23 protein-coding genes are annotated in these 25,814 nt (G+C 65.0%); 14 read left to right on the top strand and 9 right to left on the bottom strand.

Annotated elements, in window-relative coordinates; genetic code table 11:
• Positions 1-27: 27 nt before the first annotated feature.
• From AC0L3U_RS23335 to AC0L3U_RS23315, 5 genes are all read right to left on the bottom strand, one after another.
• Entirely contained in the window at positions 28-2,760 is a 2,733-nt protein-coding gene (locus AC0L3U_RS23335) for a bifunctional diguanylate cyclase/phosphodiesterase (RefSeq protein ID WP_473363366.1), read from the bottom strand.
• Positions 2,761-3,018: 258 nt separating this feature from the next.
• Positions 3,019-3,531, bottom strand: a complete 513-nt coding sequence (gene moaC / locus AC0L3U_RS23330) for a cyclic pyranopterin monophosphate synthase MoaC (protein ID WP_456764165.1) — start codon at positions 3,529-3,531, stop codon at positions 3,019-3,021.
• Positions 3,531-4,349, bottom strand: coding sequence for an indole-3-glycerol phosphate synthase TrpC (gene trpC / locus AC0L3U_RS23325; protein WP_473363365.1), 819 nt, complete (start codon positions 4,347-4,349; stop codon positions 3,531-3,533). Before trpC ends, moaC begins: the two co-directional genes overlap by 1 nt.
• A 7-nt stretch (positions 4,350-4,356) precedes the next feature.
• Positions 4,357-5,370, bottom strand: coding sequence for an anthranilate phosphoribosyltransferase (gene trpD, locus AC0L3U_RS23320; protein WP_473363364.1), 1,014 nt, complete (start codon positions 5,368-5,370; stop codon positions 4,357-4,359).
• 14 nt (positions 5,371-5,384) lie between these two features.
• Positions 5,385-7,283 (bottom strand): SurA N-terminal domain-containing protein, encoded by a 1,899-nt coding sequence (locus AC0L3U_RS23315; protein ID WP_473363363.1) that lies wholly within the window; start codon positions 7,281-7,283, stop codon positions 5,385-5,387.
• Between the two features lie 223 nt (positions 7,284-7,506).
• Here AC0L3U_RS23315 and tpiA point away from each other — a divergent pair, with 223 nt between their 5' ends.
• The 3 genes from tpiA to AC0L3U_RS23300 all read left to right on the top strand — a co-directional run bounded on the left by tpiA (position 7,507) and on the right by AC0L3U_RS23300 (position 10,588).
• A complete protein-coding gene (gene tpiA / locus AC0L3U_RS23310; RefSeq protein ID WP_473363362.1) occupies positions 7,507-8,262 on the top strand; it encodes a triose-phosphate isomerase in 756 nt (251 codons plus the stop codon).
• A gap of 141 nt (positions 8,263-8,403) precedes the next feature.
• On the top strand, positions 8,404-8,790 hold the full coding sequence (secG, locus tag AC0L3U_RS23305) for a preprotein translocase subunit SecG (protein ID WP_007590603.1): 387 nt from the start codon (positions 8,404-8,406) through the stop codon (positions 8,788-8,790).
• A 166-nt stretch (positions 8,791-8,956) separates the two neighbouring features.
• Positions 8,957-10,588: a CTP synthase gene (locus tag AC0L3U_RS23300; protein ID WP_007590604.1), complete on the top strand. Its 1,632-nt coding sequence runs from the start codon at positions 8,957-8,959 to the stop codon at positions 10,586-10,588.
• 5 nt (positions 10,589-10,593) lie between these two features.
• On the opposite strand, the gene AC0L3U_RS23295 is transcribed toward AC0L3U_RS23300, so the two are convergent.
• The 3 genes from AC0L3U_RS23295 to AC0L3U_RS23285 form a co-directional block, all read right to left on the bottom strand.
• Positions 10,594-11,256, bottom strand: coding sequence for a class I SAM-dependent methyltransferase (locus tag AC0L3U_RS23295; protein WP_473363361.1), 663 nt, complete (start codon positions 11,254-11,256; stop codon positions 10,594-10,596).
• A gap of 103 nt (positions 11,257-11,359) precedes the next feature.
• Positions 11,360-12,736, bottom strand: coding sequence for a sensor histidine kinase (locus AC0L3U_RS23290; RefSeq protein WP_473363360.1), 1,377 nt, complete (start codon positions 12,734-12,736; stop codon positions 11,360-11,362).
• A complete protein-coding gene (locus AC0L3U_RS23285; protein WP_085353237.1) occupies positions 12,733-13,407 on the bottom strand; it encodes a response regulator transcription factor in 675 nt (224 codons plus the stop codon). The genes AC0L3U_RS23290 and AC0L3U_RS23285 overlap by 4 nt, the downstream gene beginning before the upstream one ends.
• Before the next feature lie 198 nt (positions 13,408-13,605).
• Between AC0L3U_RS23285 and AC0L3U_RS23280 the strand changes: the two genes are divergently transcribed.
• The 3 genes from AC0L3U_RS23280 (at position 13,606) to AC0L3U_RS23270 (ending at position 16,126) form a co-directional block, all read left to right on the top strand.
• A complete protein-coding gene (locus AC0L3U_RS23280) occupies positions 13,606-13,932 on the top strand; it encodes an NIPSNAP family protein (protein ID WP_007610789.1) in 327 nt (108 codons plus the stop codon).
• A 125-nt stretch (positions 13,933-14,057) separates the two neighbouring features.
• Positions 14,058-14,921: a 3-deoxy-8-phosphooctulonate synthase gene (gene kdsA, locus AC0L3U_RS23275; protein WP_473363359.1), complete on the top strand. Its 864-nt coding sequence runs from the start codon at positions 14,058-14,060 to the stop codon at positions 14,919-14,921.
• Positions 14,921-16,126, top strand: a complete 1,206-nt coding sequence (locus AC0L3U_RS23270; RefSeq protein WP_473363358.1) for an MFS transporter — start codon at positions 14,921-14,923, stop codon at positions 16,124-16,126. Before kdsA ends, AC0L3U_RS23270 begins: the two co-directional genes overlap by 1 nt.
• A 21-nt stretch (positions 16,127-16,147) precedes the next feature.
• Here AC0L3U_RS23270 and queF read toward each other — a convergent pair whose 3' ends face one another.
• On the bottom strand, positions 16,148-16,624 hold the full coding sequence (gene queF / locus AC0L3U_RS23265) for a preQ(1) synthase (RefSeq protein WP_473363357.1): 477 nt from the start codon (positions 16,622-16,624) through the stop codon (positions 16,148-16,150).
• 126 nt (positions 16,625-16,750) lie between these two features.
• Here queF and eno point away from each other — a divergent pair, with 126 nt between their 5' ends.
• The 8 genes from eno (at position 16,751) to pdhA (ending at position 25,785) form a co-directional block, all read left to right on the top strand.
• On the top strand, positions 16,751-18,034 hold the full coding sequence (eno, locus tag AC0L3U_RS23260; RefSeq protein ID WP_247349200.1) for a phosphopyruvate hydratase: 1,284 nt from the start codon (positions 16,751-16,753) through the stop codon (positions 18,032-18,034).
• Between the two features lie 34 nt (positions 18,035-18,068).
• Positions 18,069-19,202 (top strand): zinc-binding dehydrogenase, encoded by a 1,134-nt coding sequence (locus AC0L3U_RS23255; protein WP_473363356.1) that lies wholly within the window; start codon positions 18,069-18,071, stop codon positions 19,200-19,202.
• Positions 19,203-19,322: 120 nt separating this feature from the next.
• Positions 19,323-20,321: an MBL fold metallo-hydrolase gene (locus AC0L3U_RS23250; protein ID WP_473363355.1), complete on the top strand. Its 999-nt coding sequence runs from the start codon at positions 19,323-19,325 to the stop codon at positions 20,319-20,321.
• A 175-nt stretch (positions 20,322-20,496) separates the two neighbouring features.
• Complete coding sequence (locus tag AC0L3U_RS23245) at positions 20,497-21,048, top strand: NADPH-dependent FMN reductase (protein WP_473363354.1); 552 nt, start codon at positions 20,497-20,499, stop codon at positions 21,046-21,048.
• A 182-nt stretch (positions 21,049-21,230) separates the two neighbouring features.
• Entirely contained in the window at positions 21,231-21,548 is a 318-nt protein-coding gene (locus AC0L3U_RS23240) for an FtsB family cell division protein (protein WP_007590617.1), read from the top strand.
• A gap of 153 nt (positions 21,549-21,701) precedes the next feature.
• Positions 21,702-22,664, top strand: coding sequence for a helix-turn-helix domain-containing protein (locus AC0L3U_RS23235; RefSeq protein ID WP_473363353.1), 963 nt, complete (start codon positions 21,702-21,704; stop codon positions 22,662-22,664).
• A 312-nt stretch (positions 22,665-22,976) separates the two neighbouring features.
• Positions 22,977-24,494, top strand: coding sequence for an aldehyde dehydrogenase (gene adh / locus AC0L3U_RS23230; protein WP_473363352.1), 1,518 nt, complete (start codon positions 22,977-22,979; stop codon positions 24,492-24,494).
• Between the two features lie 268 nt (positions 24,495-24,762).
• Complete coding sequence (gene pdhA, locus AC0L3U_RS23225; RefSeq protein ID WP_007590620.1) at positions 24,763-25,785, top strand: pyruvate dehydrogenase (acetyl-transferring) E1 component subunit alpha; 1,023 nt, start codon at positions 24,763-24,765, stop codon at positions 25,783-25,785.
• Positions 25,786-25,814: the final 29 nt, after the last annotated feature.

Below are 25,814 nucleotides of genomic sequence, written 5' to 3'. Positions count from 1 at the left end.
ACAATTGCGCCTGTGTGAGACCAGGCCCTAGCCCGCCTCGCGGCGGCGGCCTTCGTCGCCGCCGCGCTGGGCGAGACGGCTGCGATGAGCTGCGAACAGCTCCAGCACCTTTTCGGCGGGCTTTGCGGCGCTGAACAGATAGCCCTGCATCTCGGAGCAGCCGAGTGCGCGCAGCAGACGCTGCTGCTCTTCGGTCTCGACACCCTCGGCCGTGGTGGTCATGCGGCGGGCGGCCGCGAGATTGACGACGGCCTGCACGATGCTGGCGGAGCCGTCGGGGCCGGCGATGTCGTTGACGAAGCAGCGGTCGATCTTGATCTTGTCGAACGGGAAGCGGTGCAGATAGCTCAGCGAGGAGTAGCCGGTGCCGAAATCGTCGAGCGCGATGCGGACGCCGATGGCGCGGAGTTGATGCAGGATCGCAAGCGCCGTGTCGTCGTCGCGGATCAGCACCGCCTCGGTGATTTCGAGCTCGAGCCGGCTCGCCGGCAAATTGGAGGCGGCAAGCGCCGCCATGATCTTCAGCGCCAGCGTGCCGCTCTTGAACTGCACTGGCGAGACGTTGACGGCGAGACGGATGTCGTCGGGCCAGTTCGCCGCGTCCCGGCAGGCCGTCGCCAGCACCCATTCGCCGATCGCGTTGATCAGGCCGGTGTCCTCGGCGATCGGAATGAACTCGGCCGGCGAGACCATGCCGCGCCCGGGATGGCGCCAGCGCACCAGCGCCTCGCAGCCGGTGATGCGGTCGTCCTTCAGGCTGAGGCAGGGCTGGTAATACACCTCGAGGCCGCCTTCGCGCCCGCCTTGGGCGATGGCGTGGCGCAGGTCGATCTCGAGCTGCCGCCGCTCGTGGATCTTGGCGTCCATCTCCGGCTCGAAAAAGCGGTAGGTGCGGCGTCCGGCGGCTTTGGCGGCGTACATCGCCATGTCCGCGTTCTTCAGGATCTGGTCCAGCGCCGTTCCATGTTGCGGCGCCAGCGCGATGCCGATGCTGGCGTCGGTGGCAAGATGATGTCCCATGCAGTCGAACGGCGCGCGGATGGCCTCGAACACCCGCGCGACGAGCTCGTTGACCTGATCCAGCGATGTCACAGCACTCTGGACGATGGCAAATTCGTCGCCGCCGAGGCGCGCCACGAAGTCCGTCGGACCCGCACAGCGGTGGAGGCTCTGTGCGACCGACTTCAGGAGCTCGTCGCCGACGAGATGCCCGAGCGCGTCGTTGACGCCCTTGAACTCGTCGATGTCGATGTAGTGCACCGCGAGTTGTTCGCCCCCGGCGACGAGATCGAGTTCCTGACGCAGATGCTCGTGGAACATGGTGCGGTTGGGCAGGTCGGTCAGTGCGTCGTAATGAGCGAGATGGCTGATGCGCTCCTCGATACGCCGGCGCTCCGTGATGTCCTCATGCGTCGCGACCCAGCCGCCGTCCGTGAGCGGTTCGTTGACGATCTGGATCGAGCGACCGTCGGAGGTCTCGACCACCATGGAATTGCGCACATGGATGTCGCGCAGGACCCGTGCGACATATTGGTCCACATCGCCGGTGAACGAGCCGGTGGCTCTGCGGTGCGCAATGATGTCGTGGAAGCTGCAGCCGGGTCTCACGATTTCGGCCGACAGCCCGTACATCTCGATGTAGCGCTGATTGCAGATCACGAGCTGCTGCGAGGCGTCGAACAGCAGCAGGCCCTGGGTCATGTTGTTGACGGCGCGGTCGAGACGCTGCTTTTCCAGCGTCAGCCGTTCCCGCGAAAGACGATGCTGCTCCAGGAGCTTGCGAACGATCGCGATCAACACGCCCGCGATGGCGAGCGCGGAAGAGGCCGCGACCGAGATCAGGATGCCGATCTGCTCGCGCCAGTCTGTCAGGGCCGTCGCGCGCGTCGTGGTGGCCATCATCAGGATCGGGAAGTGAGGCAGGGCGTGTGAGGAAATCAGCCGGTCCTCCCCGTCGACGGGGCTCATGAAGCGGCCGGTAAAATGGTCGAGCCCGAAAACCCTTTGATGCGCGAACGGACCGTTCTTGAAATTCCGTCCCATCAATTCACTGGAATGGGGATAACGGGCGAGCATCGTGCCGTCCCGGTGCAGCATCGAGATCGTCGTGCCTTCGCCGAGCACGGCTGACTCGAAGAATTTTTCGAAATTTGCCGGCTCGATGCCGCGTCCGACCGCACCCATGAATTCGCCGTTCGGTCCGACGATCTTGCGCACGATCAGGATGGTCCAGGCGCCGGAGATGCGACTGTAAAGTGGTTCGATCAGGACGTCGGGAGCGTCGGGATCGTACCGGAAGGTCTGGAAATAGGCGCGATCGGCAACGTTCACGTTCGGAGCCGGCCATGTCGTCGACGAATTGATCAGATTGCCTTCGGCATCGATGATATTGACGCCGCCTATGTAGGGCAGTGCCTCGATCTTCGAACGCAGCATCCGGTGGAGGTCCTGGCCGGAGAGGCGTTTGCGATAGTCCGCCGCACTGGTGATGCCGCTCGCGCGGACGTAGTCGACGAAATCTTTCTGGATGACCGCGAAATCCTGCAATTGCTGGTCGAAATGATGGGCCAGCATCAGCACGGTGTTTTCCAGCTCGCGGCCGGAGCTGCGCAGCGCACGTTCGCGGAAATTCTGTGCCATCAGCGTCGCGCCGACGGCGATCGCAGCGATCAGCAGCGTGCCGCCCACCACCAGCCAGCGGATCGGTCCGCTGCGCACGAAGGCCTGGTCAAAAAGGCGACTGCCGAATCCCGTCATCATGATCGATCGTTGTCGTGCACACGTCAGGGTCAATTCTTGGCCCCGGAAACATCCGTCGGTTTACGGGAACGGAGTGGAGGCGAAGTTAGCAAGCTGGGTTAATGCGCCGTGAACGGACGCTCACAAAAGCAATCAATATGCGGGACGCGCGGCCTGATCGCCGCCGGCATCGCGCTCGCGATCAACGCCGACGGCCTGGGCAGCAAGCTCAATTCAAAATTCGGGTCGATCAGCGCGTCGTTGAAGTAGCAGCGGCAATCAGACGCGGTAATGGCCGGACTTGCCGCCGAGCTTCTCGACCAGGTGGATGCCTTCGATGCGCACGCCGCGTTCCACGGCCTTGATCATGTCGTAGATGGTGAGACAGGCGACCGAGACGGCGGTGAGCGCTTCCATCTCGACGCCGGTCGGGCCCGTGACCTTCACGCTGGCGCGGACGAGGCAGCCTGGCAGCTTCGCGTCGGGCTCGATCTCGACCGTCACCTTCGACAGCGCGAGCGGATGGCAGAGCGGGATCAGCTCCGCGGTCCGCTTGGCGGCCATGATGCCGGCGATGCGGGCGGTGCCGAGCACGTCGCCCTTCTTGGCGTTGCCGGACACGATCAGGTCAAGCGTCGCCCTGGTCATGACGACGCGTCCTTCCGCGACCGCGAGCCGCTCGCTCGCGGGCTTGTCCGACACGTCAACCATCCGCGCCTCGCCGGAGGCGCCGATGTGGGTGAGGGCAGGGCCGGACTTGGTCGGTTTGGCCTTTGCGGGCTTGCGCGCCATCAGTTCGTGCCTGTGGCGCGCGCGGTCTCGCGCGCCAGCAGCGTACGGGTCGCAGCGGTTACGTCGGCTTGCCGCATCAGGCTCTCGCCGACCAGGAAAGTCGACATGCCGACGCGTTCGAGCCGGGCGAGATCGGCGGGCGTGAAGATGCCGCTCTCGCCGACCATCAGCCGATCGCGGGGGATCAGCGGCGCCAATGTTTCGCTGGTCGCAAGTGTGGTTTCGAAGGTGCGCAGATTGCGATTGTTGACGCCGATCATCGGCGAACGCAGCTTCAGTGCGCGATCAAGCTCGGCGCGGTCGTGGATCTCGATCAGCACGTCCATGCCATGGGTGATGGCGGCGTCCTCGAGCTCTTTTGCCGTGGCATCATCGAGCGCGGCCATGATGATCAGGATGCAGTCGGCGCCGTGCGCGCGGGCCTCCGCCACCTGATAAGTGTCGAACATGAAATCCTTGCGCAGCACCGGCAGTGACGTTGCCGCGCGTGCCGCCACCATGAAGTCGAGATGGCCCTGGAACGAGGGCATGTCCGTCAGCACCGACAGGCAGGCAGCGCCGCCGGCTTCATAGGCCCTCGCGAGCAGCGGCGGATCGAAATCGGCGCGGATCAGGCCCTTTGACGGCGAGGCCTTCTTGACCTCCGCGATCAGCGCGTAGTCGCCATCGGTGTGCTTGGCCCTGATGGCGCGCAGGAAGCCGCGCGGTGCTGCTTGCGCCTTGGCCTTCGCTTCCACAGCCGACAGCGGCTGCGCGCGTTTGGCCGCCGCGATTTCCTCGCGTTTGTAGGCTTCGATCTTGGTCAAGATATCCGACATGTCAGGCTCAGCCGTTCGAGACCGCGATCAAATGTTTCAGCCGCGCGCTCGCCGCGCCGCTGTCGATTGATTTTGCGCCGATCACGACGCCTTCCTTGAGGTCCTTGGCTCGCCCCGCCACGACCAATGCGGCAGCGGCGTTGATCAGCGCGACGTCACGGTAGGGGCTCGGCTTGCCGTCGAGCACGCTCTGCAAGGCGATAGCGTTGGCGTCGGCGTCGCCGCCTTTGAGTGCACCGGCCTCGCAGCGCGGCAGGCCCGCGTCCTCCGGCGTCACCTCGAAATTCCGGATCTCGCCGTTGTGGAGCGCGGAAACGAAGGTCGGGCCGGTGAGGGTGATTTCGTCGAGGCCATCGGAACCGTGCACGACCCAGGCGGATTCAGAGCCAAGGTTCTTGAGCACTTGCGCCAGCGGCTGCACCCATTGCCGGGAGAACACGCCGACCATCTGCCGCTTCACGCCCGCCGGATTGGACAAGGGGCCGAGCAGGTTGAAGATCGTGCGTGTCGCAAGCTCCACCCGGGTCGGGCCGACGTTCTTCATGGCGGGATGATGGGCGGGGGCGAACATGAAGCCGATGCCGCATTCGCGTATGCAGCGGCCGACCTGCTCCGGCCTCAGATCGATCTTCACCCCGAGCGAAGCCAGCACGTCGGCGGCGCCGGAGCGCGACGACAGTGCGCGGTTGCCGTGCTTGGCCACCGGCAGACCGGCGCCCGAAACGATGAAGGAGGCGCAGGTCGAGACATTGACCGAGCCGGAGCCGTCGCCGCCGGTGCCGACAATGTCGAGGGCGTCCGCGGGCGCATCGACCGTGAGCATCTTGGAGCGCATTGCCGCGACCGCGCCGGTGATCTCGTCCACGGTCTCGCCGCGCACCCGCAGCGCCATCAGCAGGCCGCCCATTTGCGAGGGCGTGGCCTCGCCGGACATCACGGCGTCGAAGGCGGAAGCCGCTTCGTCACGCGACAGGCTGGCGCCGGTCGCCACTTTTCCAATGATCGATTTCAGGTCGTCCATCGCGTGCTTTCAACTCACTGGTTCGCGCCGGTCACCTGCGCGAAGGCGGCCTGATTAATGGTGGTCCCGATGTCGGTTTCGAGCTTGTTGACGTAGGAAGCGACCTGCTCCTCGGTCTGCGCGCGGTCGAGACTGTCCTTCAGCTTCTTGACCGCCTCGGAAGCGGCATCGACCGTGGGATCGACGATCTCGGTGACGCGGAACACGATCACTTCGGTGCCGCCGGTCACTGCCGTCTGCCCGACGCCGTCCTTGGCGACACGGAAGGCGGCCGACACGACGGCTGCGGGCACGCTGGCGGGCGAGTCGTCGCGCTTGAAGCCGGTGGCGGTCTCGACCTTGGCGCCGATCGCGGCTGCTTCGTCGGCGAGCTTGCCGCCAGATTCGAGCTTCTGCACCATCTCGGTCGCCTTGGCCTTCAGCTTGGTCGCGATCTGGTCCTGGCGCCAGCGCGCCTCGACCTGGTCGCGGACCTCGTCGAGATTGCGGTCGCGCGAGGGCGTGATGGCAAGCACGTCGTACCAGACATAGCCGCCCTTGAAAGAGATCGAGTCGTTGTCGACGCCCACATCGGTGTTGAAGGCCTGCGACACCACGTCGAGGCCCTGCGGAATGCCGGAGACCGGCTGGCCGCTCGGGGCGCGGCCGGAACGGTCGACGGCGTCGATGGTCACGGCGGTGAGGCCGAGCTTCTGTGCCGCATCGATCACGCTGGCACCGCCGCCGCGTTCGTCTTCCATCTTGTCGCGGAGATCGGCGACCTTGACGCGCGCACGCTCGGTGGCGATCTCGCGCTTGATGTCGGCGGCAACGCTCGCGTAGTTCGCCTCAGTGCCCGGCTCGATCTTTTCGACCTTCACGATCGACGTGCCGAGACGGCCCTGGATCGGCTGGCTGATTTCACCGGCGGGAAGCGCGAAGACGGCGTCTCCAACTGCAGGATCGAGCGAGGATTTGGTCACGAGCCCGAGATCGACGTCGGACGCGCTCAGTCCGCGCTCCTTGCCGAGGTCCTCGAACGACGTCCCGCTGGTGAGCCGCTCGCGTGCGGTCTGCGCCTCGGCGGCATTGGGAAATACGATCTGTTGGATCTGGCGCTTCTCCGGCGTGCCGAGCCGATCCTTGCGCTGGTCGAACGCCTTCTTGGCATCCTCGTCCGACACCTCGCTCCACTTGCCGATCTCCTCCGGCGAGACCACGACAAATGCGATCTTGCGATATTCGGGCGCGCGGAACTGGACCTTGTGATCCTCGAAATAGGCGGCGAGCGCCTCGGGCGATGGCGCGTCGATGGTGCCTGCCTGGGCCGCGTCGAGCCTGACGAATTCAATGGCGCGCTGCTCGTTCTGGAAGCGCGTCAGCACGTCGAGCATCGCCTTCGGCGGTTCGAGGCCAGCACCGATCGTGCCGGTGATCTGCCGACGCAGCGAGACCTTGCGCTGCTCCGAGACGTAGCGCTGCTCGGTATAGCCGAAGTTGCGGATCACGGACTGGAAGCGGTTCGAATCGAAGTTGCCGCCGACGCCCTTGAAGTTCGGGTCATTCATGATGAGCTGGCGGATCTGTTCGTCGGACTGGCCGAGCCCGAGCCGGCGCGCCTCTTCGTCGAGGGCGGCTTCCGCGATCGTCTGCTGCAGCACCTGACGGTCGAGGCCGAAGGCGCGCGCCTGTTCAGGCGACAGCGGCCGGCCGAACTGGCGGCTGATCTGCTGGAGGCGATCGGTGTAAATCTGACGGAACTCGTTCAGCGAAATCTCGGTGCCGCCGATCTTGGCCACGGTGGATTGCCCGAAGCCCTTGAAGATGTCGGCAATGCCCCAAACGCCGAAGCTGATGATCAGCACGCCCATCACAACGGCCATAATGGTCTTGCCGAGCCAGTTTGATGAGGCCTTGCGCATTCCTCGAAGCATTTGGTCCAACTTGTTTGGCAGGAGGGGAACGGGAGCGCGTCTTAATGCAGATTCCGCAAAAGCGCGTCACCAAATTGATCAATCATCATAAAGTGGTGGCTTTCCCCCCGCAACCTCGGGTCCGGCAGGCTTTCGATCCCTGCGGTTAAAAGCCCCTGGTCTCTGGAACTGCCACGGGACCTCTGCTAGCGCATGCGCAAACCAAATTTTGCTGGAATTTGACATGACCGATGCCATCCGCCCCCTGATCGCCGGCAACTGGAAAATGAACGGCCGGAAGGCCTCGACTGCCGAATTCGACGCCATGCTCAATGGCGCGGCAGAGGTGGCCGGCAAAGCCGATTTGCTGGTTTGCCCGCCAGCGACCTTGATCGCAGCCTTTGCCGAGAAGGCGCGCGGCAAGACGGTCGCGGTGGGGGCCCAAGATTGCCACCCCAAGGCCTCCGGCGCCCATACCGGCGATATCGCCGCCGAAATGCTGGCGGATTCGGGTGCGACCGCGATCATCGTCGGCCATTCCGAGCGCCGCGCCGACCATGGCGAGGGCGATGCTCTGATCCGGCAGAAGGCCGAGGCCGCCTGGCGCGCCGGGGTGACGGCGATCGTCTGCATCGGCGAGACGCAAGCGCAGCGCGATGCGGGCCAGACCCTGGATATCCTGCGCGGCCAGCTCAACGGTTCGCTGCCGGATGGCTCGACCGCCGCCAATCTGGTCGTGGCCTATGAGCCGGTCTGGGCAATCGGCACCGGCCTGACCCCGACGTCTGGGGATGTCGAGCAGATTCATGGCTTTATCCGGGAATTCCTGACCTCCAGGTTCAAGGCCGACGGCGCCGGGATGCGCATCCTCTATGGCGGCTCGGTCAAGCCCTCGAACGCGGCCGAGCTGATGGCCGTGAAGAACGTCAATGGCGCGCTGGTCGGCGGGGCCAGCCTGAAGGCGGTCGATTTCCTTGCGATTGCGCAGGGCTGTCCCTAGCTAACTTCAAACCTTAGGACCCGGCCGATCGGGGGTGGCAATGACCCGTCTGATCGTGTAACACCGCGCAACTTCAGGAAAACCCCGCGAAGCACGATTGGCCGCCGTCTCGGCGCTGTCGGCTTGTGACGGAAGGACACTATGCAGACCGTTGTCATCGTCATTCACCTCATGATCGTCACCGTCATGATCGGCGCCGTCCTGCTCCAGAAGTCGGAAGGCGGCGGCTTGGGCATGGGAGGTGGCGCAGGTTTCATGTCGAGCCGCGGCACCGCGAACCTTCTGACGCGGACCACCGCGATCCTGGCCGTCGGCTTCTTCCTCACCAGCTTGTTCCTGTCCTGGTATGCCGGCTACGACCGCAAGCCGTCGTCGATCATCGGCGCACCGGCGTCGCAGACCCAGCCGGCCGGTGGCGGACCGATCGCGCCACCGACCTCGGGCGGCATCCTGGATTCGCTGAAGAAGGCCGACGAGCAGCAGCAGGCTCCGGCACCGAGCGGCCCGCAGGTACCTCGTTCGCAATAAAGCAGGGGGGCCATGCAGGGCGGCTTCTACCGTCCTGCATCAACAATCCCCATCAAGGCTCTGTCACCACTCTTAGTTCTGGCTCACCCACAGCCCCGCAAAATGTTTGGGGCGGAATACGAATCGCTTTGGCGAATCGAATTCGAGGGATTAGAGGTTAAGCCCCATGGCGCGGTACATATTCATCACCGGCGGCGTGGTTTCTTCGCTCGGCAAGGGTCTGGCTTCAGCGGCACTCGGTGCCCTGTTGCAAGCCCGGGGCTACAAGGTCCGCCTCCGTAAGCTCGACCCCTATCTCAACCTCGATCCCGGAACGATGTCGCCGTATCAGCACGGCGAAGTGTTCGTGACCGATGACGGCGCGGAGACCGACCTCGATCTCGGTCACTATGAGCGCTTCACCGGGCGGCCTGCGACCAAGGCCGACAACATCACGACCGGGCGCATCTACCAGGACATCATCTCCAAGGAGCGGCGCGGCGATTATCTCGGCGCTACCATCCAGGTGGTTCCGCATGTCACCAACGCCATCAAGGACTTCGTCCTCGACGGAAACGACGATTACGACTTCGTGCTGGTCGAGATCGGCGGCACTGTCGGCGACATCGAAGGCCTGCCGTTCTTCGAGGCGATCCGCCAGCTCAAGAACGAGCTGCCGCGCGATCACGCCATCTACATTCATTTGACGCTGCTGCCTTACATCCCGAGCGCCGGTGAGCTGAAGACAAAACCGACGCAGCACTCGGTCAAGGAGTTGCGCTCGATCGGCATCCAGCCGGACATCCTGCTCTGCCGTACCGATCGCGAGATCCCGAAGGAGGAGCGGCGCAAGCTCGGGCTGTTCTGTAACGTGCGCGAGAGCGCCGTCATCGAGGCGCGCGACGCTGACAGCATCTACGCTGTCCCTCAGGCTTACCATGCGGCAGGCCTCGACGACGAAGTGCTTGCCGCCTTCGGCATCGGCTCGCGGATTCCGCCGGAGCTGCGGAGCTGGCAGCAGATCAACGAGCGCATCCGCAATCCCGAGGGCAACGTTACCATCGCCATCGTCGGCAAATATACCGGCATGAAGGATGCGTATAAGTCGCTGATCGAGGCGCTCTCGCATGGCGGCATCGCCAACAAGGTGAAGGTCAACCTCGACTGGATCGAAAGCGAGATCTTCGAGAAGGAAGATCCCGCGCCGTTCCTCGAGCACGTCAACGGCATTCTGGTGCCCGGCGGCTTCGGCCAGCGCGGCGCCGAAGGCAAGATCCGCGCGGCGCAGTTCGCGCGCGAGCGCGACGTGCCGTATTTCGGCATCTGCTTCGGCATGCAGATGGCGGTGATCGAGGCTGCTCGGAATCTCGTCGGGATCGAGGAGGCCAATTCCACCGAGTTCGGCCCGACCAAGGAGCCCCTGGTCGGCCTGATGACGGAATGGCTGCGCGGCAACGAGCTCGAGAAGCGCACCAACGCCGGCGATCTCGGCGGCACGATGCGCTTGGGTGCCTATCCCGCGGCGCTCAATCGCGGCAGCCGCGTCTCGGAGGTCTATGGCGGCGCGACCGAGATTTCCGAGCGCCACCGCCATCGCTACGAGGTCAACACCGCCTACAAGGATCGCCTCGAGCAGCACGGGCTGAAATTCTCGGGCCTGTCGCCCGACGGCGTGCTGCCGGAGATCGTCGAGTACGAGGATCACCCCTGGTTCATCGGCGTCCAGTTCCATCCCGAACTGAAGTCGCGCCCCTTCGAGCCGCATCCCCTGTTTGCGTCGTTCATACGCGCGGCGATGGTGCAGAGCCGACTAGTGTAATCGGCTCAGGGCGTGGCGGTGCAGTCACGTGCGACATGCATCGGCTCCGGCGCGGCCGGCATTGACGTATCAGGCGCAAGCGATCCCGAGACGAGTTTCATCTGCGGCCGTCGCGTCAGCTTGTAGACGGCGGCCGGCGGCACGTTCAGCAGGGCACGATCCACCAGCTTTGCGCGCAAGCCGAGCCGGTCGAGCACGGGCCGCGCGACCGGGCAACTCATGCCGTAGGTGAACTGGTAGAAGGCGCCGCCGGGGCGGACGTGACTGAACGCGCCACCGACGATCGAGACGACCTTGCGCGTCGACATGTTGAGCAGCGGCAGGCCGCTCACGACCGCGCCGACGGGGGCGCCGTCATAGAGGCGTTCCGCTGCCAGCCGCCCCGCATCCATCCACAAGACGCGCGCGTTGGGAAAACGCATCTGGAGCAGTTTCATGAAGTCGGAGCCGTATTCGACAAGCGTGAGGTCCTGCTGACGCACGCCGCGTTTGAGCAGCTTGTAGGTGAACGCGCCGGTGCCGGGGCCGAGCTCCAGAACAGGGCCGGTCGATGCGGTGATCTCGCGGGTGATGAGATCGGCCAGCGCCGCGCCTGACGGCGCGATCGCGCCGACGCGGCGCGGGGCTGACATCCATGACAGGAAGAACGAGAGGAAATCGTTGGGCATGCGCACTCCGGCATCTTGGTTGCGCCTCGCAGGTCAGAGGCGAGGCGGCCGAACAATCGCTCGAGTGCATTGCGACAGCATTGCGGGCCGCATGCCGATTGCGTCAATTCTCCCGGACGGGCGGCAGTGAAATCCTGAAGCACGCGCCGCCGATCGCTGCGTCCGCGACCGAGATGTGGCCGCCATGCAGGAGCACGATCTCGCGCACCATGTTGAGGCCGAGGCCGGCACCGCGATCGAGCGGTGTCAGCCGGTAGAACGGCTCGAATATCTGTTCGCGCTGATCGGCCGGAATGCCGGCGCCTTCGTCCGTGACCTCGATGCTCGCGGGCCTGTTGACACGAATGCCGATGGTGCCGCGGCGAGGGCCGTGCTGGATCGCGTTCTGCACGAGATTGGTCAGCGCGCGCTCCAGCGCCGCCGCATCGCCGATCGTTTCGACCGGCGTAGCGGGGGCGTCGAGCGCCAGCTCGTAGCCGGCGGCAATGGCCAGCGGCGCGAGATCTGCGGCCGCGCTTTGCGCGATTGCGACGAGGTCGACGCGCGTGAAGGGCTGGCCGCAGCGGTCGAGCCGCTGAATGTCCAGCAATTGCTCGGCAAGCGTTGCCAGCCGTGCGGCATCCTCCAGCAACCGGGTCTTGTCCGGCCCCGCTGGAAGCGACTCCAGCCGCGTGTTCAGGATTGCGATCGGCGTGCGCAACTCGTGTGCGGCATCGGCGACGAAGCGCTTGTGGCGGGCATAGCCCTGGTCTAGCCGCGCCAGCGCGTCGTTGACCGCGGTCACGAGCGGCACGACCTCCAGCGGAATCCGGTCCAGCGACAGCCGCGCGCCGCGTTGATGGATGTCGATGCGCCGCGCCTGGTCCGCCGTCGCATCGAGCGCCTCGAAGGCGCGCCGCACGATCATCGGCGTTGCGATGAAGGTCGCCGTTCCCATGAGGAGCAGGCCGGGCAGCGCGATGCCGAGCAATGCAAGCGACGTCATGAACAACGCCTTGGTGCCGCTGAGCCTGCCTTGCGTCGCCGTGATGATTTGCACATTGCCGGCGTCGGTGTCGACCCGCTTCAGCCGCGCGGGGGGCTTGCGCGGATCGTCCTCGAACAGCTGCCAGCCGAGCCGGGCCTGGCTGATCTGGTCGAGGCCGCTGCCGATGGCGGCGAATTCGGCCGGCACGGCGCCTTCGCTGAGCGAATGTCCCTGCCTGTCGCGGACCAGGAACCAGAGATCGGGGATCTCGCTGCGCAATTGTTTCAGTTCGGTCGTCGACCGCAGGATCAGGTCGCCTTGCGCGTCGCGTGCGAGCGCGCGCTGGGCGATTTCGATCACGCGATCTTCGTCGCGCCCGGCGATCACGAACCCCGACGCGCTCAATGCCCCGACGACGACGGCAACGAGCGCCGTGAGCAGCACCGCCTGGAGCGACAGCAGGCGCCAGCTCAGCCGCGAGCGCAGACAATAGGGATCATGGTGCTTGCTCATGGCAGCTTCTTCAAGAGATAGCCGACGCCGCGGATGCCATGGATCTCCACGCGCGCATCGGCTTCCGAGAGTTTGCGGCGCAGGCGCGACACATGCGTATCGAGCGCATTCGACTGGATCTCGTCGTCGAAACTGTAGACGGCTTCTTCCAGTGCGGAGCGCAGCACGGTTCGGCCCATGCGGCGGACCAGGGCTTCCAGCACAAGGAGCTCGCGTCGCGGCAGCTCGAGCGGAGCCCCGTCGATGCTTGCCTCGCGATGGCCGAAATCGAAAGCGAGGCGGCCGGCGTGCATGATGTCGGGATGCAGCCCGGCGGGCCGGCGCAGCACGGCGCGCAACCGCGCCAGCAATTCCTCCACCGCGAACGGCTTTGACAGGTAATCATCCGCCCCGCAGTCCAGTCCGGCGACCCGGTCGGCAAGTTCTCCGCGCGCCGTCAACACGATGATCGGCACGCCGTCGGCGCGCGCCCTGAGTTTCGGGATCAGGGTGAGACCGTCGCCATCGGGAAGCTGGCGATCGAGCAGGACGGCGGCGTGGACGTCGGCAGAAATGGCCTCTTCCGCCTCGGCGAGCGTGGGGGCGTGGTCCACGACCATGTCGTAGCGCTTCAGCGCCGACGCCAGCGCGTCGGCCATTTCGGCCTCGTCCTCGACGAGCAAAATCCGCATGATCCGCACCTCAACCTCAATCGCGCCAATCTAGCGGCCGTATCATTGCGGCAGCATTGCGGGAACCGGCTCTCGATGAAGCGGCTTTGAGCGGACCCTAGCCATGCGCGGAACGCCACCGGGGGCGGCCGAGCGGGCCTCAAGACACCGTCAGGGCCAGCCGATATAACCGCCGGACCTGATCAGGGAGGAACAAGAATGATCTACGAAATGCGCATCTATCGCTGCGTGCCCGGCCGCCTGCCGGCACTGCTCAAGCGGTTCGAGACCGTCACGCTGAAGGTGTGGGAAAAGCACGGCATCAAGCAGGCCGGGTTTTTTACGACGCTGATCGGTGAATCCAACCAGGAGCTGACCTATTTCCTGGCCTGGGAGTCGCTCGCCGAGCGCGAGAAGAAGTGGGCCGCCTTCATGACCGATCCGGACTGGATGAAAGGGCGCGCCGAGAGCGAGGCGGACGGCCAGATCGTCGGCAACATCGTCAGCCAGATCCTGGCGCCGACCGCCTTCTCGGCGGTGAAGTAGAGGCTGCCGGCGCGAGGCCATCGCTGAGGGCCTGGGCGCAACCCTGATATTCTGGGAGCCCAGGCCGAATGGGGTTGATCCGCCCTTCATCGCGGCTATGGTCGCGCCGAAACGAGGGATTTGCCTTGAGCTCTTCGACGTCAGCGGCGCCGGTCGTCACCATTGGCAAGGTCAAATTCGGCAATGATCTGCCGATCTCGATCATTGCGGGGCCGTGTCAGCTCGAAAGCCGCCAGCATGCACTGGAGGTGGCCTCCGCGCTGCAGGAGATTGCCGCGCGCCTGCAGATCGGCCTCGTCTACAAGACCTCGTTCGACAAGGCCAATCGCACCAGCGCGTCGGCTGCGCGTGGCCTCGGGCTTGCCCAGTCGCTGCCGATCTTCGCCGAGATCCGATCGTCGCTCGGCCTGCCGGTTCTGACCGATGTGCATGACGCCGCGCAATGCGCCGAGGTGGCGCAGGCGGTGGACATCCTGCAGATCCCGGCCTTCCTGTGCCGCCAGACCGATCTGCTGCTGGCGGCCGCCGCGACCGGCAAGGTCGTCAACGTCAAGAAGGGCCAATTTCTCGCACCCTGGGACATGGCCAACGTCGTGTCCAAGATCACGAGCGCGAACAATCCCCACGTGCTCGTCACCGAACGCGGCGCCTCCTTCGGCTACAACACGCTGGTCTCCGACATGCGCGCGTTGCCGATCCTGGCGCGGACCACCGGCGCACCCGTGATCTTCGACGCGACCCATTCGGTGCAACAGCCGGGCGGGAAGGGGACGTCGTCCGGAGGCGAGCGCGAATTCGTGCCGGTGCTCGCACGCGCAGCCGTCGCTGTCGGTGTTGCCGGTGTCTTCATCGAGACCCATCCCGACCCTGACAGCGCGCCGTCCGACGGACCGAACATGGTGCCGCTGCGCGAGTTCGAGGCGCTGATCCGAAGGCTGATGGCGTTCGACGCGCTCGCCAAAGATAATACCAAAGCCGACCCGCGCTGATGCAGCAGGGCGAGGCGCGGCCGCACGATCACGGCCTGCCGGCCGCGCTCTACGTCATCTCCGGTGCAAGCTTTGCCGCGGCGCTCTCGGCGCGCGCGCTCGATCCGGTGCTGCCGCACGTCGCCGAGGACTTTGGCGTCAGCATCGCGACCGCTGCCGGCTTTGCCGCGGTGTTCGCCTTCACCTTCTCGATCATCCAGCCGATCGTCGGCGCGGCCGCGGATCTGTTCGGCAAGACGCGGCTGATGATCGGCTGCCTCGCGCTGCTCGGCCTTGCCAACATCCTGGGCTCGCTCTCGACCTCGTTTTCGGTTCTGTTCGCGACCCGTATCCTCGCCGGCATCGGCTCCGGTGGCGTGTTTCCGGTGGCGCTCAGCCTGACCAGCGATCTCGTCGGTCCGGAGAAACGCCAGGTCGCGATCAGCCGCACGCTTGCCGGCGCGATGACAGGCAATCTCCTCGGTGCCTCGGCCTCCGGCCTGATCGGCGATTTCCTCGGCTGGCGCGGCGTGCTGGCGGTGCTCGGCGCGCTCGTGATCATTGCGTCGATCGCGGTCGCCGCCGGTTTTCGTGGCGCCAGGGTCAAGCATCCGCCGAAAACGAGCCTATCGGCGCTGAAGGCCGGCTATCGCACCATCTTCACCAACCCGAACGCCTATGTCTGTTATGCGGCGGTGTTCATCGAAGGCTGCTGTGTGCTCGGCCTGTTTCCCTACATCGCCTCGTTCCTGTTCGAGCTCGGGCAGACCTCGCTCTCGATCGCGGGCATCGTCATCGCGGGCTTTGCGGTCGGCGGCTTGTTCTACACGCTGACGGTGTCGCGCCTGCTGCCATGGCTGGGCATGAAGCGAATGATGATCGCGGGCATGACACTGGTGGCCTCGCAGCTCGTTGTCGTCGCCTTTGGCCTACGCTGGGAAGTGCAGGCGCTCAATCTCATCGTGATGGGCTGGGGCTTCTACATCGCCCATGGCTGCCTTCAGATGTTTGCCAGCGAGCTCTCGGTCGAGGCGCGCGCGACCGCGCTGTCACTGCATTCGTTCTTCTTTTTCATGGGGCAGACGGTCGGGCCGCTCGCCTACGGCCTTGGCCTCCAGCATGGCGGCAAGATGCCGACCCTGTTCGCGAGCGCTGCGATCATGGTCGTGCTGGGCTTCGTCTGTGCGCGGCTGTTGAAACAGCGCGCGCCATCCGACGCGCGCTGAGGCCTGGACACGAGAGAGAGCTCAGCCCCGCCCGCGATAGGGCGCGACGCCCTGTTCCGGCACCCACAATCCCTTCGGCGCGCGGCCGGTCTGCCAGAACACGTCGATCGGAATGCCGCCGCGCGGATACCAGTAGCCGCCGATGCGCAGGAACTTCGGCTTGATCTCGCTCGCGATGCGCTCGCCGATCATCACGGTGCAGTCCTCGTGAAAGGCGCCGTGATTGCGGAAGCTCGCGATGTAGAGTTTGAGCGATTTCGACTCCAGCAGCCATTGGCCGGGCGCGTAGTCGATCATCAGATGTGCGAAATCCGGCTGTCCCGTGACCGGACAGAGCGAGGTGAACTCGGGCACTGTGAAACGAACCAGATAATCGGTGCCTCCTTGCGGATTGGGCACGCGGTCGAGTTTCGCCTTCTCGGGCGTATCTGGCCATTCGACGGCGCGGCCGAGCTGCAAAGCAGGGGAGTTGTTCGATTTGCTGGGTTTTTTCGACATCAGGCCGCCTCCGTAGCGGCCCTCTTAGCCAATCGCGACGCGGCCGTCACCCGGCCTTTTCCACTTCGACGCATTGCGGTAGAAGCACCGCCAACTGCCCCCTTTGGTCCCCGAAATGAGGCTCTCATGACCGCCATCATCGACATCATCGGCCGCGAAATCCTCGATAGCCGTGGCAATCCCACCGTCGAGGTCGACGTCGTGCTGGAAGATGGCGCGCTTGGGCGTGCTGCCGTGCCGTCCGGCGCCTCCACCGGCGCCCATGAGGCGGTGGAACTGCGCGACGGCGACAAGGCCCGCTATCTCGGCAAGGGCGTCACCAAGGCGGTCGGCGCCGTCAACGGCGAGATCTTCGAGGCGCTGAGCGGCCTCGATGTCGAGCAGCAGGCCCAGCTCGACCAGATCATGATCGACCTCGACGGCACGCCGAACAAGAGCCGGCTGGGCGCAAACGCCATCCTCGGCGTCTCACTCGCCTGCGCCAAGGCGGCCGCGAACTCGCTCGACATGCCGCTGTACCGTTACGTCGGCGGCACCTCGGCGCGGCTGCTGCCGGTGCCGATGATGAACATCATCAATGGCGGCATGCACGCCGACAATCCGATCGACTTCCAGGAGTTCATGATCCTCCCCGTGGGCGCGTCCTCCTTCGCCGAGGGCCTGCGCTATGGCGCGGAGGTCTTCCACACCTTGAAGTCCGAATTGAAGAAGGCTGGCCACAACACCAATGTCGGCGACGAGGGCGGCTTCGCCCCGAACCTGCCGTCCGCGGATGCCGCGCTCGAATTCGTCATGAACGCGATCGGCAAGGCCGGTTACAAGGCGGGCTCCGACATCGTCATCGGCCTCGACTGCGCCTCGACCGAGTTCTTCAAGGACGGCAAATACGTCTACGAAGGCGAAGGCAAGACCCGTTCGATCTCCGAGCAGGCCAAGTACCTTGCTGACCTCGTCGCGCGCTATCCGATCGTGACCATCGAGGACGGCATGTCGGAAGACGATATGGACGGCTGGAAGGAGTTGACCGACCTCGTCGGCAAGAAGTGCCAGCTGGTCGGCGACGATCTCTTCGTCACGAACGTCAAGCGCCTCGCCGAAGGCATCAAGGCCGGACGGGCCAACTCGATCCTGATCAAGGTCAACCAGATCGGCACCCTGACCGAGACGCTCGCCGCCGTCGAGATGGCGCACAAGGCCGGCTACACCTCGGTGATGTCGCACCGCTCCGGCGAAACCGAGGATTCCACCATCGCCGACCTCGCGGTCGCCACCAATTGCGGACAGATCAAGACCGGCTCCCTTGCGCGGTCCGATCGCACCGCCAAATACAACCAGCTCCTGCGCATCGAACAGCAGCTCGGCAAGCAGGCGCTCTACGGCGGCAAGGCGGCACTGAAGGCGCTGGCATAAGCCAGCGGTCGGACGAAAACAGGGGAGGATCGACATGAGCGACGGCAAGAACGGCCTGCAACTGCGTTCGCTGATCAAAAAGAGCGGTGAGCTCGAGGTCTCGCTGCTCGACGTGCCGACCCCCGAACCCGCCGCGGACGAGGTCGTCGTCCGCGTCGAGGCAGCGCCGATCAATCCGTCCGACCTCGGGCTCCTGATCGGCGCGGCCGATATGAGCACGGCAAAGGCTTCCGGCGACAAGGACGCTCCCGTCATCACGGCGAAGGTGCCGGAAGGCGCGATGCGGGCGATGGCAGGCCGGCTCGACGAGTCCATGCCGGTCGGTAACGAAGGCGCGGGAGTCGTGATCAGGACCGGCTCCTCGGATGCCGCCAAGGCATTGATGGGCAAGACGGTCGCGATGATCGGCGGCGCGATGTATACGCAGTATCGCACGCTGAAAGTACGCGAGTGCCTGCCGCTGCCCGAGGGCACCACGCCGGCCGAAGGTGCCTCCTGCTTCGTCAATCCGCTGACCGCGCTCGGCATGACCGAGACCATGCGGCGCGAGGGTCACAAGGCGCTGGTGCACACTGCGGCCGCATCCAATCTCGGCCAGATGCTGAACAAGATCTGCATCAAGGACGGCATCCCGCTGGTCAACATCGTGCGCAGCAAGGAGCAGGCCGACATCCTGCACAAGATAGGCGCCAAATATGTTGTCGATTCAACCGCGCCGAGCTTCCTCGGCGATCTCACCAACGCGCTGGTCGAGACCGGCGCCACCATCGCCTTCGACGCCATCGGCGGCGGCAAGCTCGCCGGCGACATCCTCAACTGCATGGAAGTCGCGATCAACAAGACCGCGAAGGAATACAGCCGCTACGGCTCCAACGTGCACAAGCAGGTTTACGTCTATGGCGCGCTCGATGTCCGCCCGATCGAGCTGCCGCGCGGCTTCGGCATGGCCTGGGGCGTCGGCGGCTGGCTGCTGTTTCCGTTCCTGATGAAGATCGGGCAGGCGGACGGGGCCAGGCTGCGCCAGCGCGTGGTCGACGAACTGAAGACCACGTTTGCCAGCCACTACACCAAGGTGGTGTCGCTTTCCGAGGCGCTCGATCCGGCCAACATCGCGGTCTATGCCAAACGCGCCACCGGCGAAAAATTCCTCATCAACCCAAATAAATAATCGGCACGTGCGACGGCACGTCACCCAAAGAAGGTCTTGCCTTCTGAGCGAAGCGGGAGATTATTCCGCCGCCATTGAAAGCGGAAAAACCGCAAGGCGCGCTCAGAAGGGGACTTCTCCATGACCGATCTCAATCGCCGCCATTTGTTCGCAGGCGCCGCCGCTCTCGGTGCGGCCGCGATGACCAAGCTTGGATCGACCACCGCCAATGCCGCGGTGCCGCAAGCCGGCACGCAGGCGCCGGGCTTCTATCGCTACAAGGTCGGCAGCTACGAGTGCACCTCGATCAATGACGGTGCGCGCACTTTCCCGATGCCGGACAAGTTCGTCGTCAACGCGTCGAAGGAGGAAGCGCTGGCCGCAGGCGAGGCGGCCTACATGCCGAAGGGCATGGTCACGGTGCCGTTCAACCCGCAGCTCATCAACACCGGCTCCAAGCTGGTGCTGATCGATACCGGTAACGGTGTTGCCAATCTCGAGCCCAGCAAGGGCGCGGTCGGCCGCACGCTGCAGAACCTCCAGGCCGCCGGCGTCGACCCCAAGAGCATCGACGTCGTACTGCTCTCGCATCTGCATCCCGACCACACCAACGGCATTCGTCTCGCCGACGGCGCGCTTGCCTTCCCCAATGCGGAGATCATGGTGCCGGGCAAGGACTGGGAGTTCTGGGCCAGCGAGGACAACGCCGCCAAGGCCGAGTCCAACGGGATGATGAAGAACTACTTCGCCAACGTGAAGAAGACCTTTGCCGGCCTCGAGTCAAAGGTGACGAAGTACGAGTGGGGCAAGGAGGTCGCGCCGGGCATCACGTCGATCGCGACGCCCGGCCACACCCCCGGGCACACCTCGTTCGCCGTCGCCTCCGGCGATGCCAAGGTGCTGATCCAGTCCGACGTCACCAACATCCCGGAGTTCTTCCTGCGCAATCCGGACTGGCATGTGGTGTTCGACACCGATGCTGCGCTGGCGCAGGAGACCCGCCACAAATTCTACGACATGGCGGCGGCCGAGAAGGCGACCGTGATCGGCTTCCACTTCACCTTCCCCTCGGTCGGCCATGTCGAGAAGGACGGCGCCAAATATCGCCTGATCCCGTCGGCGTGGAATCCGACGATCTGAGCCGATTTGCAGATTTGTCCCGAGGGTCAGGCCGCCACTTGGCGGCCTGATTATTTGGGCAACCGTTCAGAAACGCAGCGTTTCCAAATCCGATCGGTCCATGCACTTGCATCCATCGGCCGGGATCGCTTAAGTGCCGACCCGGCACTCCCGCTGAAGATTTCGAGGACACTCCATGGCCTACCATATCGTCACGATCGCCGGCAGCCTGCGCAAGGACAGCTTTTCGCTGAAGATCGCCCATGCGCTCGCCAAGCTCGCGCCGGCCTCGCTCAAGCTCGAGGTCATCACGCCGGCCGGCATCTCGTTCTTCAACCAGGACCTCGAGGGCGCGCCGCCGGCCGATTGGCTGTCTTTTCGCGAAAAGATCCAGAAGTCGGACGGCGTCATCTTCGTCACGCCGGAATACAATCGCGCGATCCCGGGCGTGCTGAAGAACGCCATCGACGTCGCCTCGCGGCCCTACGGCAAGAGCTCGTTTAACGGCAAGCCGGTCGGCATCGTCGCGAACTCGCCGGGCCCGCTCGGCGGCGTCAGCGCCGCCAAGACGCTGCAGAACATCCTGCCGGGCATTTCCGGTCCGATCCTGCAGCAGCCGGAGGCCTATCTGAACGGGGTGGGCGACGCCTTCGACGCCGACGGCAATCTGACGAAGGAGTCCCTGAAGCCCGTGCTCCAGGCCTATATCGACGCGTTTGCAGTGCACGTGGCGAAGCATCACGGCTGAGGCGCGATTCCCAGGACTTCGTCATGGCCGGGCTTGTCCCGGCCATCCACGTGCTCGCTAAGTTGACGAAGAACGTGGATGCCCGGCACAAGGCCGGGCATGACGGCTAAGTCAGGCACGGGAACGCGATGCGGGCGGGGGCAATTAGCACGCCCTTAACCAACCTGTCCCATCTTCCCAAGATGGTCTCCCGCGCGCGCCTGAAATCGATCCTGACCGGTCTTGCCCTCTATGCGATGGCGGCCGCCATCGTCGGTTATTTCGGCGTCAACGCCTATACCGGCAAATACGGCCTCAATGCCCGTCAGGAGCTCGACCAGGAGATCGTGGCGCTGACTAGCGAGCTGGCCCAGCTCAAGCGCGAGCGCGCCAGGAGCGAGCAGCGCGTCTCGCTGCTGCGCTCCGCGAAGATCGACCCCGACATGCTGGACGAGCGGGCGCGCTTCCAGCTCGACTACGTCAATCCGCGCGATCTCGTCCGGACGATCCCGGCGAACTAACAACTCTTCCTAAAGTTGAAGGCCTGGAACCGGACTGCCGCCTTGACGGCAGCGCCGCAAACGGCTCATGGCTGCCAGCGCCATGGCCAGGGTTGACGCAGATCAACCGGGCCGTGCCGGCACGCTCTAGATTGCCACCCGGAGGAAACAGTGATGAATGGGCAATCCCCCCGGCATCACGCGGCCCGTGTCGAGGCCGCCATTACGTCAGGCCAGGCGGCCCGCTCGTCGCTCGTGGCCTCGTGGCGCCGTTCGTCCAGATTGCATCGTCTCGATCCCGCCGGCCGTAGCTTGCCGAACCGGCTGAGCGAAGCCGAGCTGCACCGCGCGCGCGAGCGCGTCGCGCCGCTGCTCGCCGCTGCGCGAGGTGCGATGGACCGGCTCTATCAGGCGGTCGGCGCCAGCGGCTGCTGCGTGCTTCTCGCCGACGGCGAGGGCGTGCCGGTCGATCGCCGCGGCACTCCGGCGGACGATGCGACATTTCAATCCTGGGGCCTCTGGACCGGCGCGCTCTGGAGCGAGGAGCATGAGGGCACCAACGGCATCGGTACCTGCCTCGTCGAGCAGCGGCCGCTGACGATCGACCGCGATCAGCATTTCTTCACCCGCAACACGCTTCTGAGCTGCACCGCCGTTCCGATCTACGACCATGAGGCTGCGTTCGCGGGCGTGCTCGACGTCTCCTCCTGCCGCGCCGACCGCACCGACGTGTTTTCCAGTCTGATCGCGCTCGCGGCCGGTGAGGCGGCCAAACGTATCGAGGCCGATCTGTTTCGCAGGACCTTCGCCCATGCCCGCATCGTGCTGACGCAAGCTGCGGACAGCCAGTGCGGCGGCCTCGTTGCGGTCGATGCGGACGATCTCGTGATCGGCGCCACCCGGTCCGCCCGAGCGGGACTCGGGATTGCGCCCGGCCGGGCGTTGCAGCCGATGCCTGCAGCCGATCTCCTCGGCGGCGACACCGCGCGCGACCATCTTGCCGGCGGTCAGCGCGCAGTGTTGCAGCGGGCGCTCTTGCGCGCGGGCGGCAATGTCTCGGCGGCCGCCAAGGCCCTCGGCGTCAGCCGCGCCACGCTGCACAGGAAGCTCAAGCGGTTCGAGCTGAACGCGCATTGAGCTGCTGGTAGATCCTCATCGTGAGGAGACCGCGAAGCGGTCGTCTCGAACCACAAGAGGTCCTGCTGTCACCGCCAGCCGTCCTTCGAGACGCGCGCAAGAGCGCGCTTCCCAGGATGAGGTCAGTATGTGCGGCGGCATCATTACGTGCGGCGGCACGACGTGCAGCCTCGTCACCTGTCGCAGAACTGCGACAGGTCGGCTCCGTCATCGCTCCTATCAGGGCTGACAGAAGACGCCTCCCGCGACATCGTCGGTGCAAGTCGCGACCACGCGACGAATTGCGCAAACAGCAAACATCGGGAGTGATCAATGAACAAGGTAGAATTCCTCAGCGTCACCAAAATTCCCTTCGCCGAACGCTACGACAATTTCATCGGCGGCAAATTCGTCGCGCCGATCTCCGGCAGGTATTTCGACAACGCCTCGCCGGTGACGGGCCAGGTCGTCTGCAAGATCGCGCGCTCCGACGCGCAGGACGTCGAGGCAGCGCTCGACGCTGCGCATGCCGCGAAGGCCGCCTGGGGCCGCACCAGCGTCGCCGAGCGCGCCGCGATGCTGAACCGGATCGCCGACCGCATGGAAGACAATCTCGAGCGTCTCGCCATCGCCGAGACCTGGGACAACGGCAAGCCGATCCGCGAGACCCGCGCAGCGGACATCCCGCTCGCCATCGACCACTTCCGCTATTTCGCCGGCGCCATCCGCGCCCAGGAAGGTTCGATCGGCGAGATCGATCACGACACCGTCGCCTACCATTTCCACGAACCGCTCGGCGTGGTCGGCCAGATCATCCCCTGGAACTTCCCGTTGCTGATGGCCTGCTGGAAGCTCGCGCCCGCGCTCGCAGCCGGCAATTGCGTCGTGCTCAAGCCGGCCGAGCAGACCCCGGCCTCGATCATGGTCTGGGCCGAGATCATCGGCGACATCCTGCCGCCCGGCGTCCTCAACATCGTCAACGGCTTTGGTCTGGAAGCCGGCAAGCCGCTCGCGTCCAGCCCGCGGATCGCCAAGATCGCCTTCACCGGCGAGACCACGACGGGCCGGCTGATCATGCAATATGCCAGCCAGAACCTCATCCCCGTCACGCTCGAGCTCGGCGGCAAGTCGCCCAACATCTTCTTCAGCGACGTCACCGCCGAAGACGACGATTTCTTCGACAAGGCGATCGAAGGTTTCGTCATGTTCGCGCTGAACCAGGGTGAGGTCTGCACCTGTCCAAGCCGGGCACTGGTCCACGCCGACATCTATGACCGCTTCATGGAGCGGGCGCTGAAGCGCGTCGCCGCGATCAAGCAGGGCGATCCGCGTGCGGCTGACACCATGATCGGTGCGCAGGCTTCCGGCGAGCAGCTCGCAAAAATCCTCTCTTACATCGACATCGGCAAGCAGGAGGGGGCAAAGGTGCTGGCCGGCGGCGGACGCGCCGAGCTCGGTGGCGATCTCGCTGGCGGCTTCTACGTCCAGCCGACCGTGTTCGAGGGCCACAACAAGATGCGCGTCTTTCAGGAGGAGATCTTCGGCCCCGTCGTTTCTGTCACGACCTTCAAGAACGACGAGGAGGCGCTCGAGATCGCCAACGACACGCCCTACGGCCTGGGGGCCGGCGTCTGGAGCCGCGACGCCAACCGCTGCTATCGCTTCGGCCGGGCAATCCAGGCCGGCCGGGTCTGGACCAACTGCTACCATGCCTATCCCGCGCATGCGGCCTTCGGCGGCTATAAGCAGTCGGGCGTCGGGCGCGAGACCCACAAGATGATGCTCGATCACTACCAGCAGACCAAGAACCTGCTGGTCAGCTACAGCCCCAAGAAGCTCGGCTTCTTCTGATCGGGCGGGCGGAGAGGGCGGCGCTGTTCTGCGCCGCCCGTTCCAAATGTCGGGACCGCAGTTGGCTCAACGTTGCTTGACGCGGTCACGAATCTGCGCGTGCGGCGACCGTGTCGATTTGTTGCCCGATCCGCGTCAAAGATTTTGCAATATTACGATCACGTTGCAGTGCGGCATAATGAAAGTCGTGCCATGCCGCCGCGGTGCTTTCCAAGGGCGTTTGACTTGGGTTAGAGAGGGCTGAAGTTTTCTCTGACCCGGAATTCCCATGGCCGCACCCAAGAAAGCCGCCGCAAGCACTGCACAGGACAAGACCGACGGCGGTTCGCCCCCGGAATTCACCAGAGAGCAGGAGCTCAAGGCACTCCGCGACATGCTCCTGATCCGGCGGTTCGAGGAAAAGGCCGGCCAGCTCTACGGCATGGGCGCGATCGGCGGTTTCTGCCACCTTTATATCGGCCAGGAGGCTGTGGTGGTCGGGATGCAGATGGCCCTGAAGCCGGGCGACCAGGTCATCACCGGCTATCGCGATCACGGCCATATGCTCGCCACCGGCATGGAGGCCAACGGCGTCATGGCCGAGCTCACCGGCCGTCGCGGCGGCTATTCCAAGGGCAAGGGCGGCTCCATGCACATGTTCAGCAAGGAGAAGCACTTTTACGGCGGCCACGGCATCGTCGGGGCCCAGGTCTCGCTCGGCACCGGGCTCGCTTTCGCCAATCACTATCGCGACAACGACAATGTCAGCGTCACCTATTTCGGCGACGGCGCGGCCAACCAGGGCCAGGTCTATGAGAGCTTCAACATGGCGGAGCTCTGGAAGCTGCCGGTGATCTACGTCATCGAGAACAACCGCTACGCCATGGGCACTTCGGTCTCGCGCGCTTCGGCGCAGCAGGATTTCTCCAAGCGCGGCGCCTCTTTCAACATTCCCGGCCAGCAGGTCGACGGCATGGACGTCCGTGCCGTCAAGGCCGCCGGCGACGAGGCGGCGGCCTGGTGCCGCGCCGGCAAGGGACCCTTCATCCTGGAGATGCAGACCTACCGCTATCGCGGCCACTCCATGTCGGATCCCGCAAAGTACAGAACGCGCGAGGAGGTCGAAAAAGTCCGCCACGACCAGGATCCGATCGAGCAGGTGCGCAATCGCCTGTTGGCCGCCAAGGTCAGCGAGCAGGATCTGAAGGCGATCGACGCCGAGGTGCGCGACATCGTCAACGCGTCCGCCGATTTCGCCCAGCATGATCCCGAGCCGGATGCCGCCGAGCTCTGGACCGATATTTACCGCTGAACGCGCGCAAGCTTTCTTTTGGAGTCGAT

The sequence above is a fragment of the Bradyrhizobium sp. Kon69 genome, from assembly GCF_055807515.1.
The sequence above is the reverse complement of the archived record's forward strand: the minus strand, read 5'-3'. Positions and strand labels throughout refer to the sequence as shown.

What these genes read in the sequence shown, in the direction of transcription:
- moaC (WP_456764165.1), bottom strand. Translation starts at nt 3,531, where the DNA reads ATGGCGCGCAAGCCCGCAAAGGCCAAACCGACCAAGTCCGGCCCTGCC.
- AC0L3U_RS23235 (WP_473363353.1), top strand. Translation starts at nt 21,702, where the DNA reads ATGAATGGGCAATCCCCCCGGCATCACGCGGCCCGTGTCGAGGCCGCC.
- AC0L3U_RS23335 (WP_473363366.1), bottom strand. Translation starts at nt 2,760, where the DNA reads ATGATGACGGGATTCGGCAGTCGCCTTTTTGACCAGGCCTTCGTGCGC.
- AC0L3U_RS23315 (WP_473363363.1), bottom strand. Translation starts at nt 7,283, where the DNA reads ATGCTTCGAGGAATGCGCAAGGCCTCATCAAACTGGCTCGGCAAGACC.
- AC0L3U_RS23300 (WP_007590604.1), top strand. Translation starts at nt 8,957, where the DNA reads ATGGCGCGGTACATATTCATCACCGGCGGCGTGGTTTCTTCGCTCGGC.
- secG (WP_007590603.1), top strand. Translation starts at nt 8,404, where the DNA reads ATGCAGACCGTTGTCATCGTCATTCACCTCATGATCGTCACCGTCATG.
- AC0L3U_RS23240 (WP_007590617.1), top strand. Translation starts at nt 21,231, where the DNA reads ATGGTCTCCCGCGCGCGCCTGAAATCGATCCTGACCGGTCTTGCCCTC.
- AC0L3U_RS23255 (WP_473363356.1), top strand. Translation starts at nt 18,069, where the DNA reads ATGAGCGACGGCAAGAACGGCCTGCAACTGCGTTCGCTGATCAAAAAG.
- pdhA (WP_007590620.1), top strand. Translation starts at nt 24,763, where the DNA reads ATGGCCGCACCCAAGAAAGCCGCCGCAAGCACTGCACAGGACAAGACC.
- AC0L3U_RS23295 (WP_473363361.1), bottom strand. Translation starts at nt 11,256, where the DNA reads ATGCCCAACGATTTCCTCTCGTTCTTCCTGTCATGGATGTCAGCCCCG.
- AC0L3U_RS23285 (WP_085353237.1), bottom strand. Translation starts at nt 13,407, where the DNA reads ATGCGGATTTTGCTCGTCGAGGACGAGGCCGAAATGGCCGACGCGCTG.
- AC0L3U_RS23290 (WP_473363360.1), bottom strand. Translation starts at nt 12,736, where the DNA reads ATGAGCAAGCACCATGATCCCTATTGTCTGCGCTCGCGGCTGAGCTGG.
- AC0L3U_RS23245 (WP_473363354.1), top strand. Translation starts at nt 20,497, where the DNA reads ATGGCCTACCATATCGTCACGATCGCCGGCAGCCTGCGCAAGGACAGC.
- queF (WP_473363357.1), bottom strand. Translation starts at nt 16,624, where the DNA reads ATGTCGAAAAAACCCAGCAAATCGAACAACTCCCCTGCTTTGCAGCTC.
- trpD (WP_473363364.1), bottom strand. Translation starts at nt 5,370, where the DNA reads ATGGACGACCTGAAATCGATCATTGGAAAAGTGGCGACCGGCGCCAGC.
- AC0L3U_RS23280 (WP_007610789.1), top strand. Translation starts at nt 13,606, where the DNA reads ATGATCTACGAAATGCGCATCTATCGCTGCGTGCCCGGCCGCCTGCCG.
- eno (WP_247349200.1), top strand. Translation starts at nt 16,751, where the DNA reads ATGACCGCCATCATCGACATCATCGGCCGCGAAATCCTCGATAGCCGT.
- tpiA (WP_473363362.1), top strand. Translation starts at nt 7,507, where the DNA reads ATGACCGATGCCATCCGCCCCCTGATCGCCGGCAACTGGAAAATGAAC.
- adh (WP_473363352.1), top strand. Translation starts at nt 22,977, where the DNA reads ATGAACAAGGTAGAATTCCTCAGCGTCACCAAAATTCCCTTCGCCGAA.
- AC0L3U_RS23270 (WP_473363358.1), top strand. Translation starts at nt 14,921, where the DNA reads ATGCAGCAGGGCGAGGCGCGGCCGCACGATCACGGCCTGCCGGCCGCG.
- trpC (WP_473363365.1), bottom strand. Translation starts at nt 4,349, where the DNA reads ATGTCGGATATCTTGACCAAGATCGAAGCCTACAAACGCGAGGAAATC.
- AC0L3U_RS23250 (WP_473363355.1), top strand. Translation starts at nt 19,323, where the DNA reads ATGACCGATCTCAATCGCCGCCATTTGTTCGCAGGCGCCGCCGCTCTC.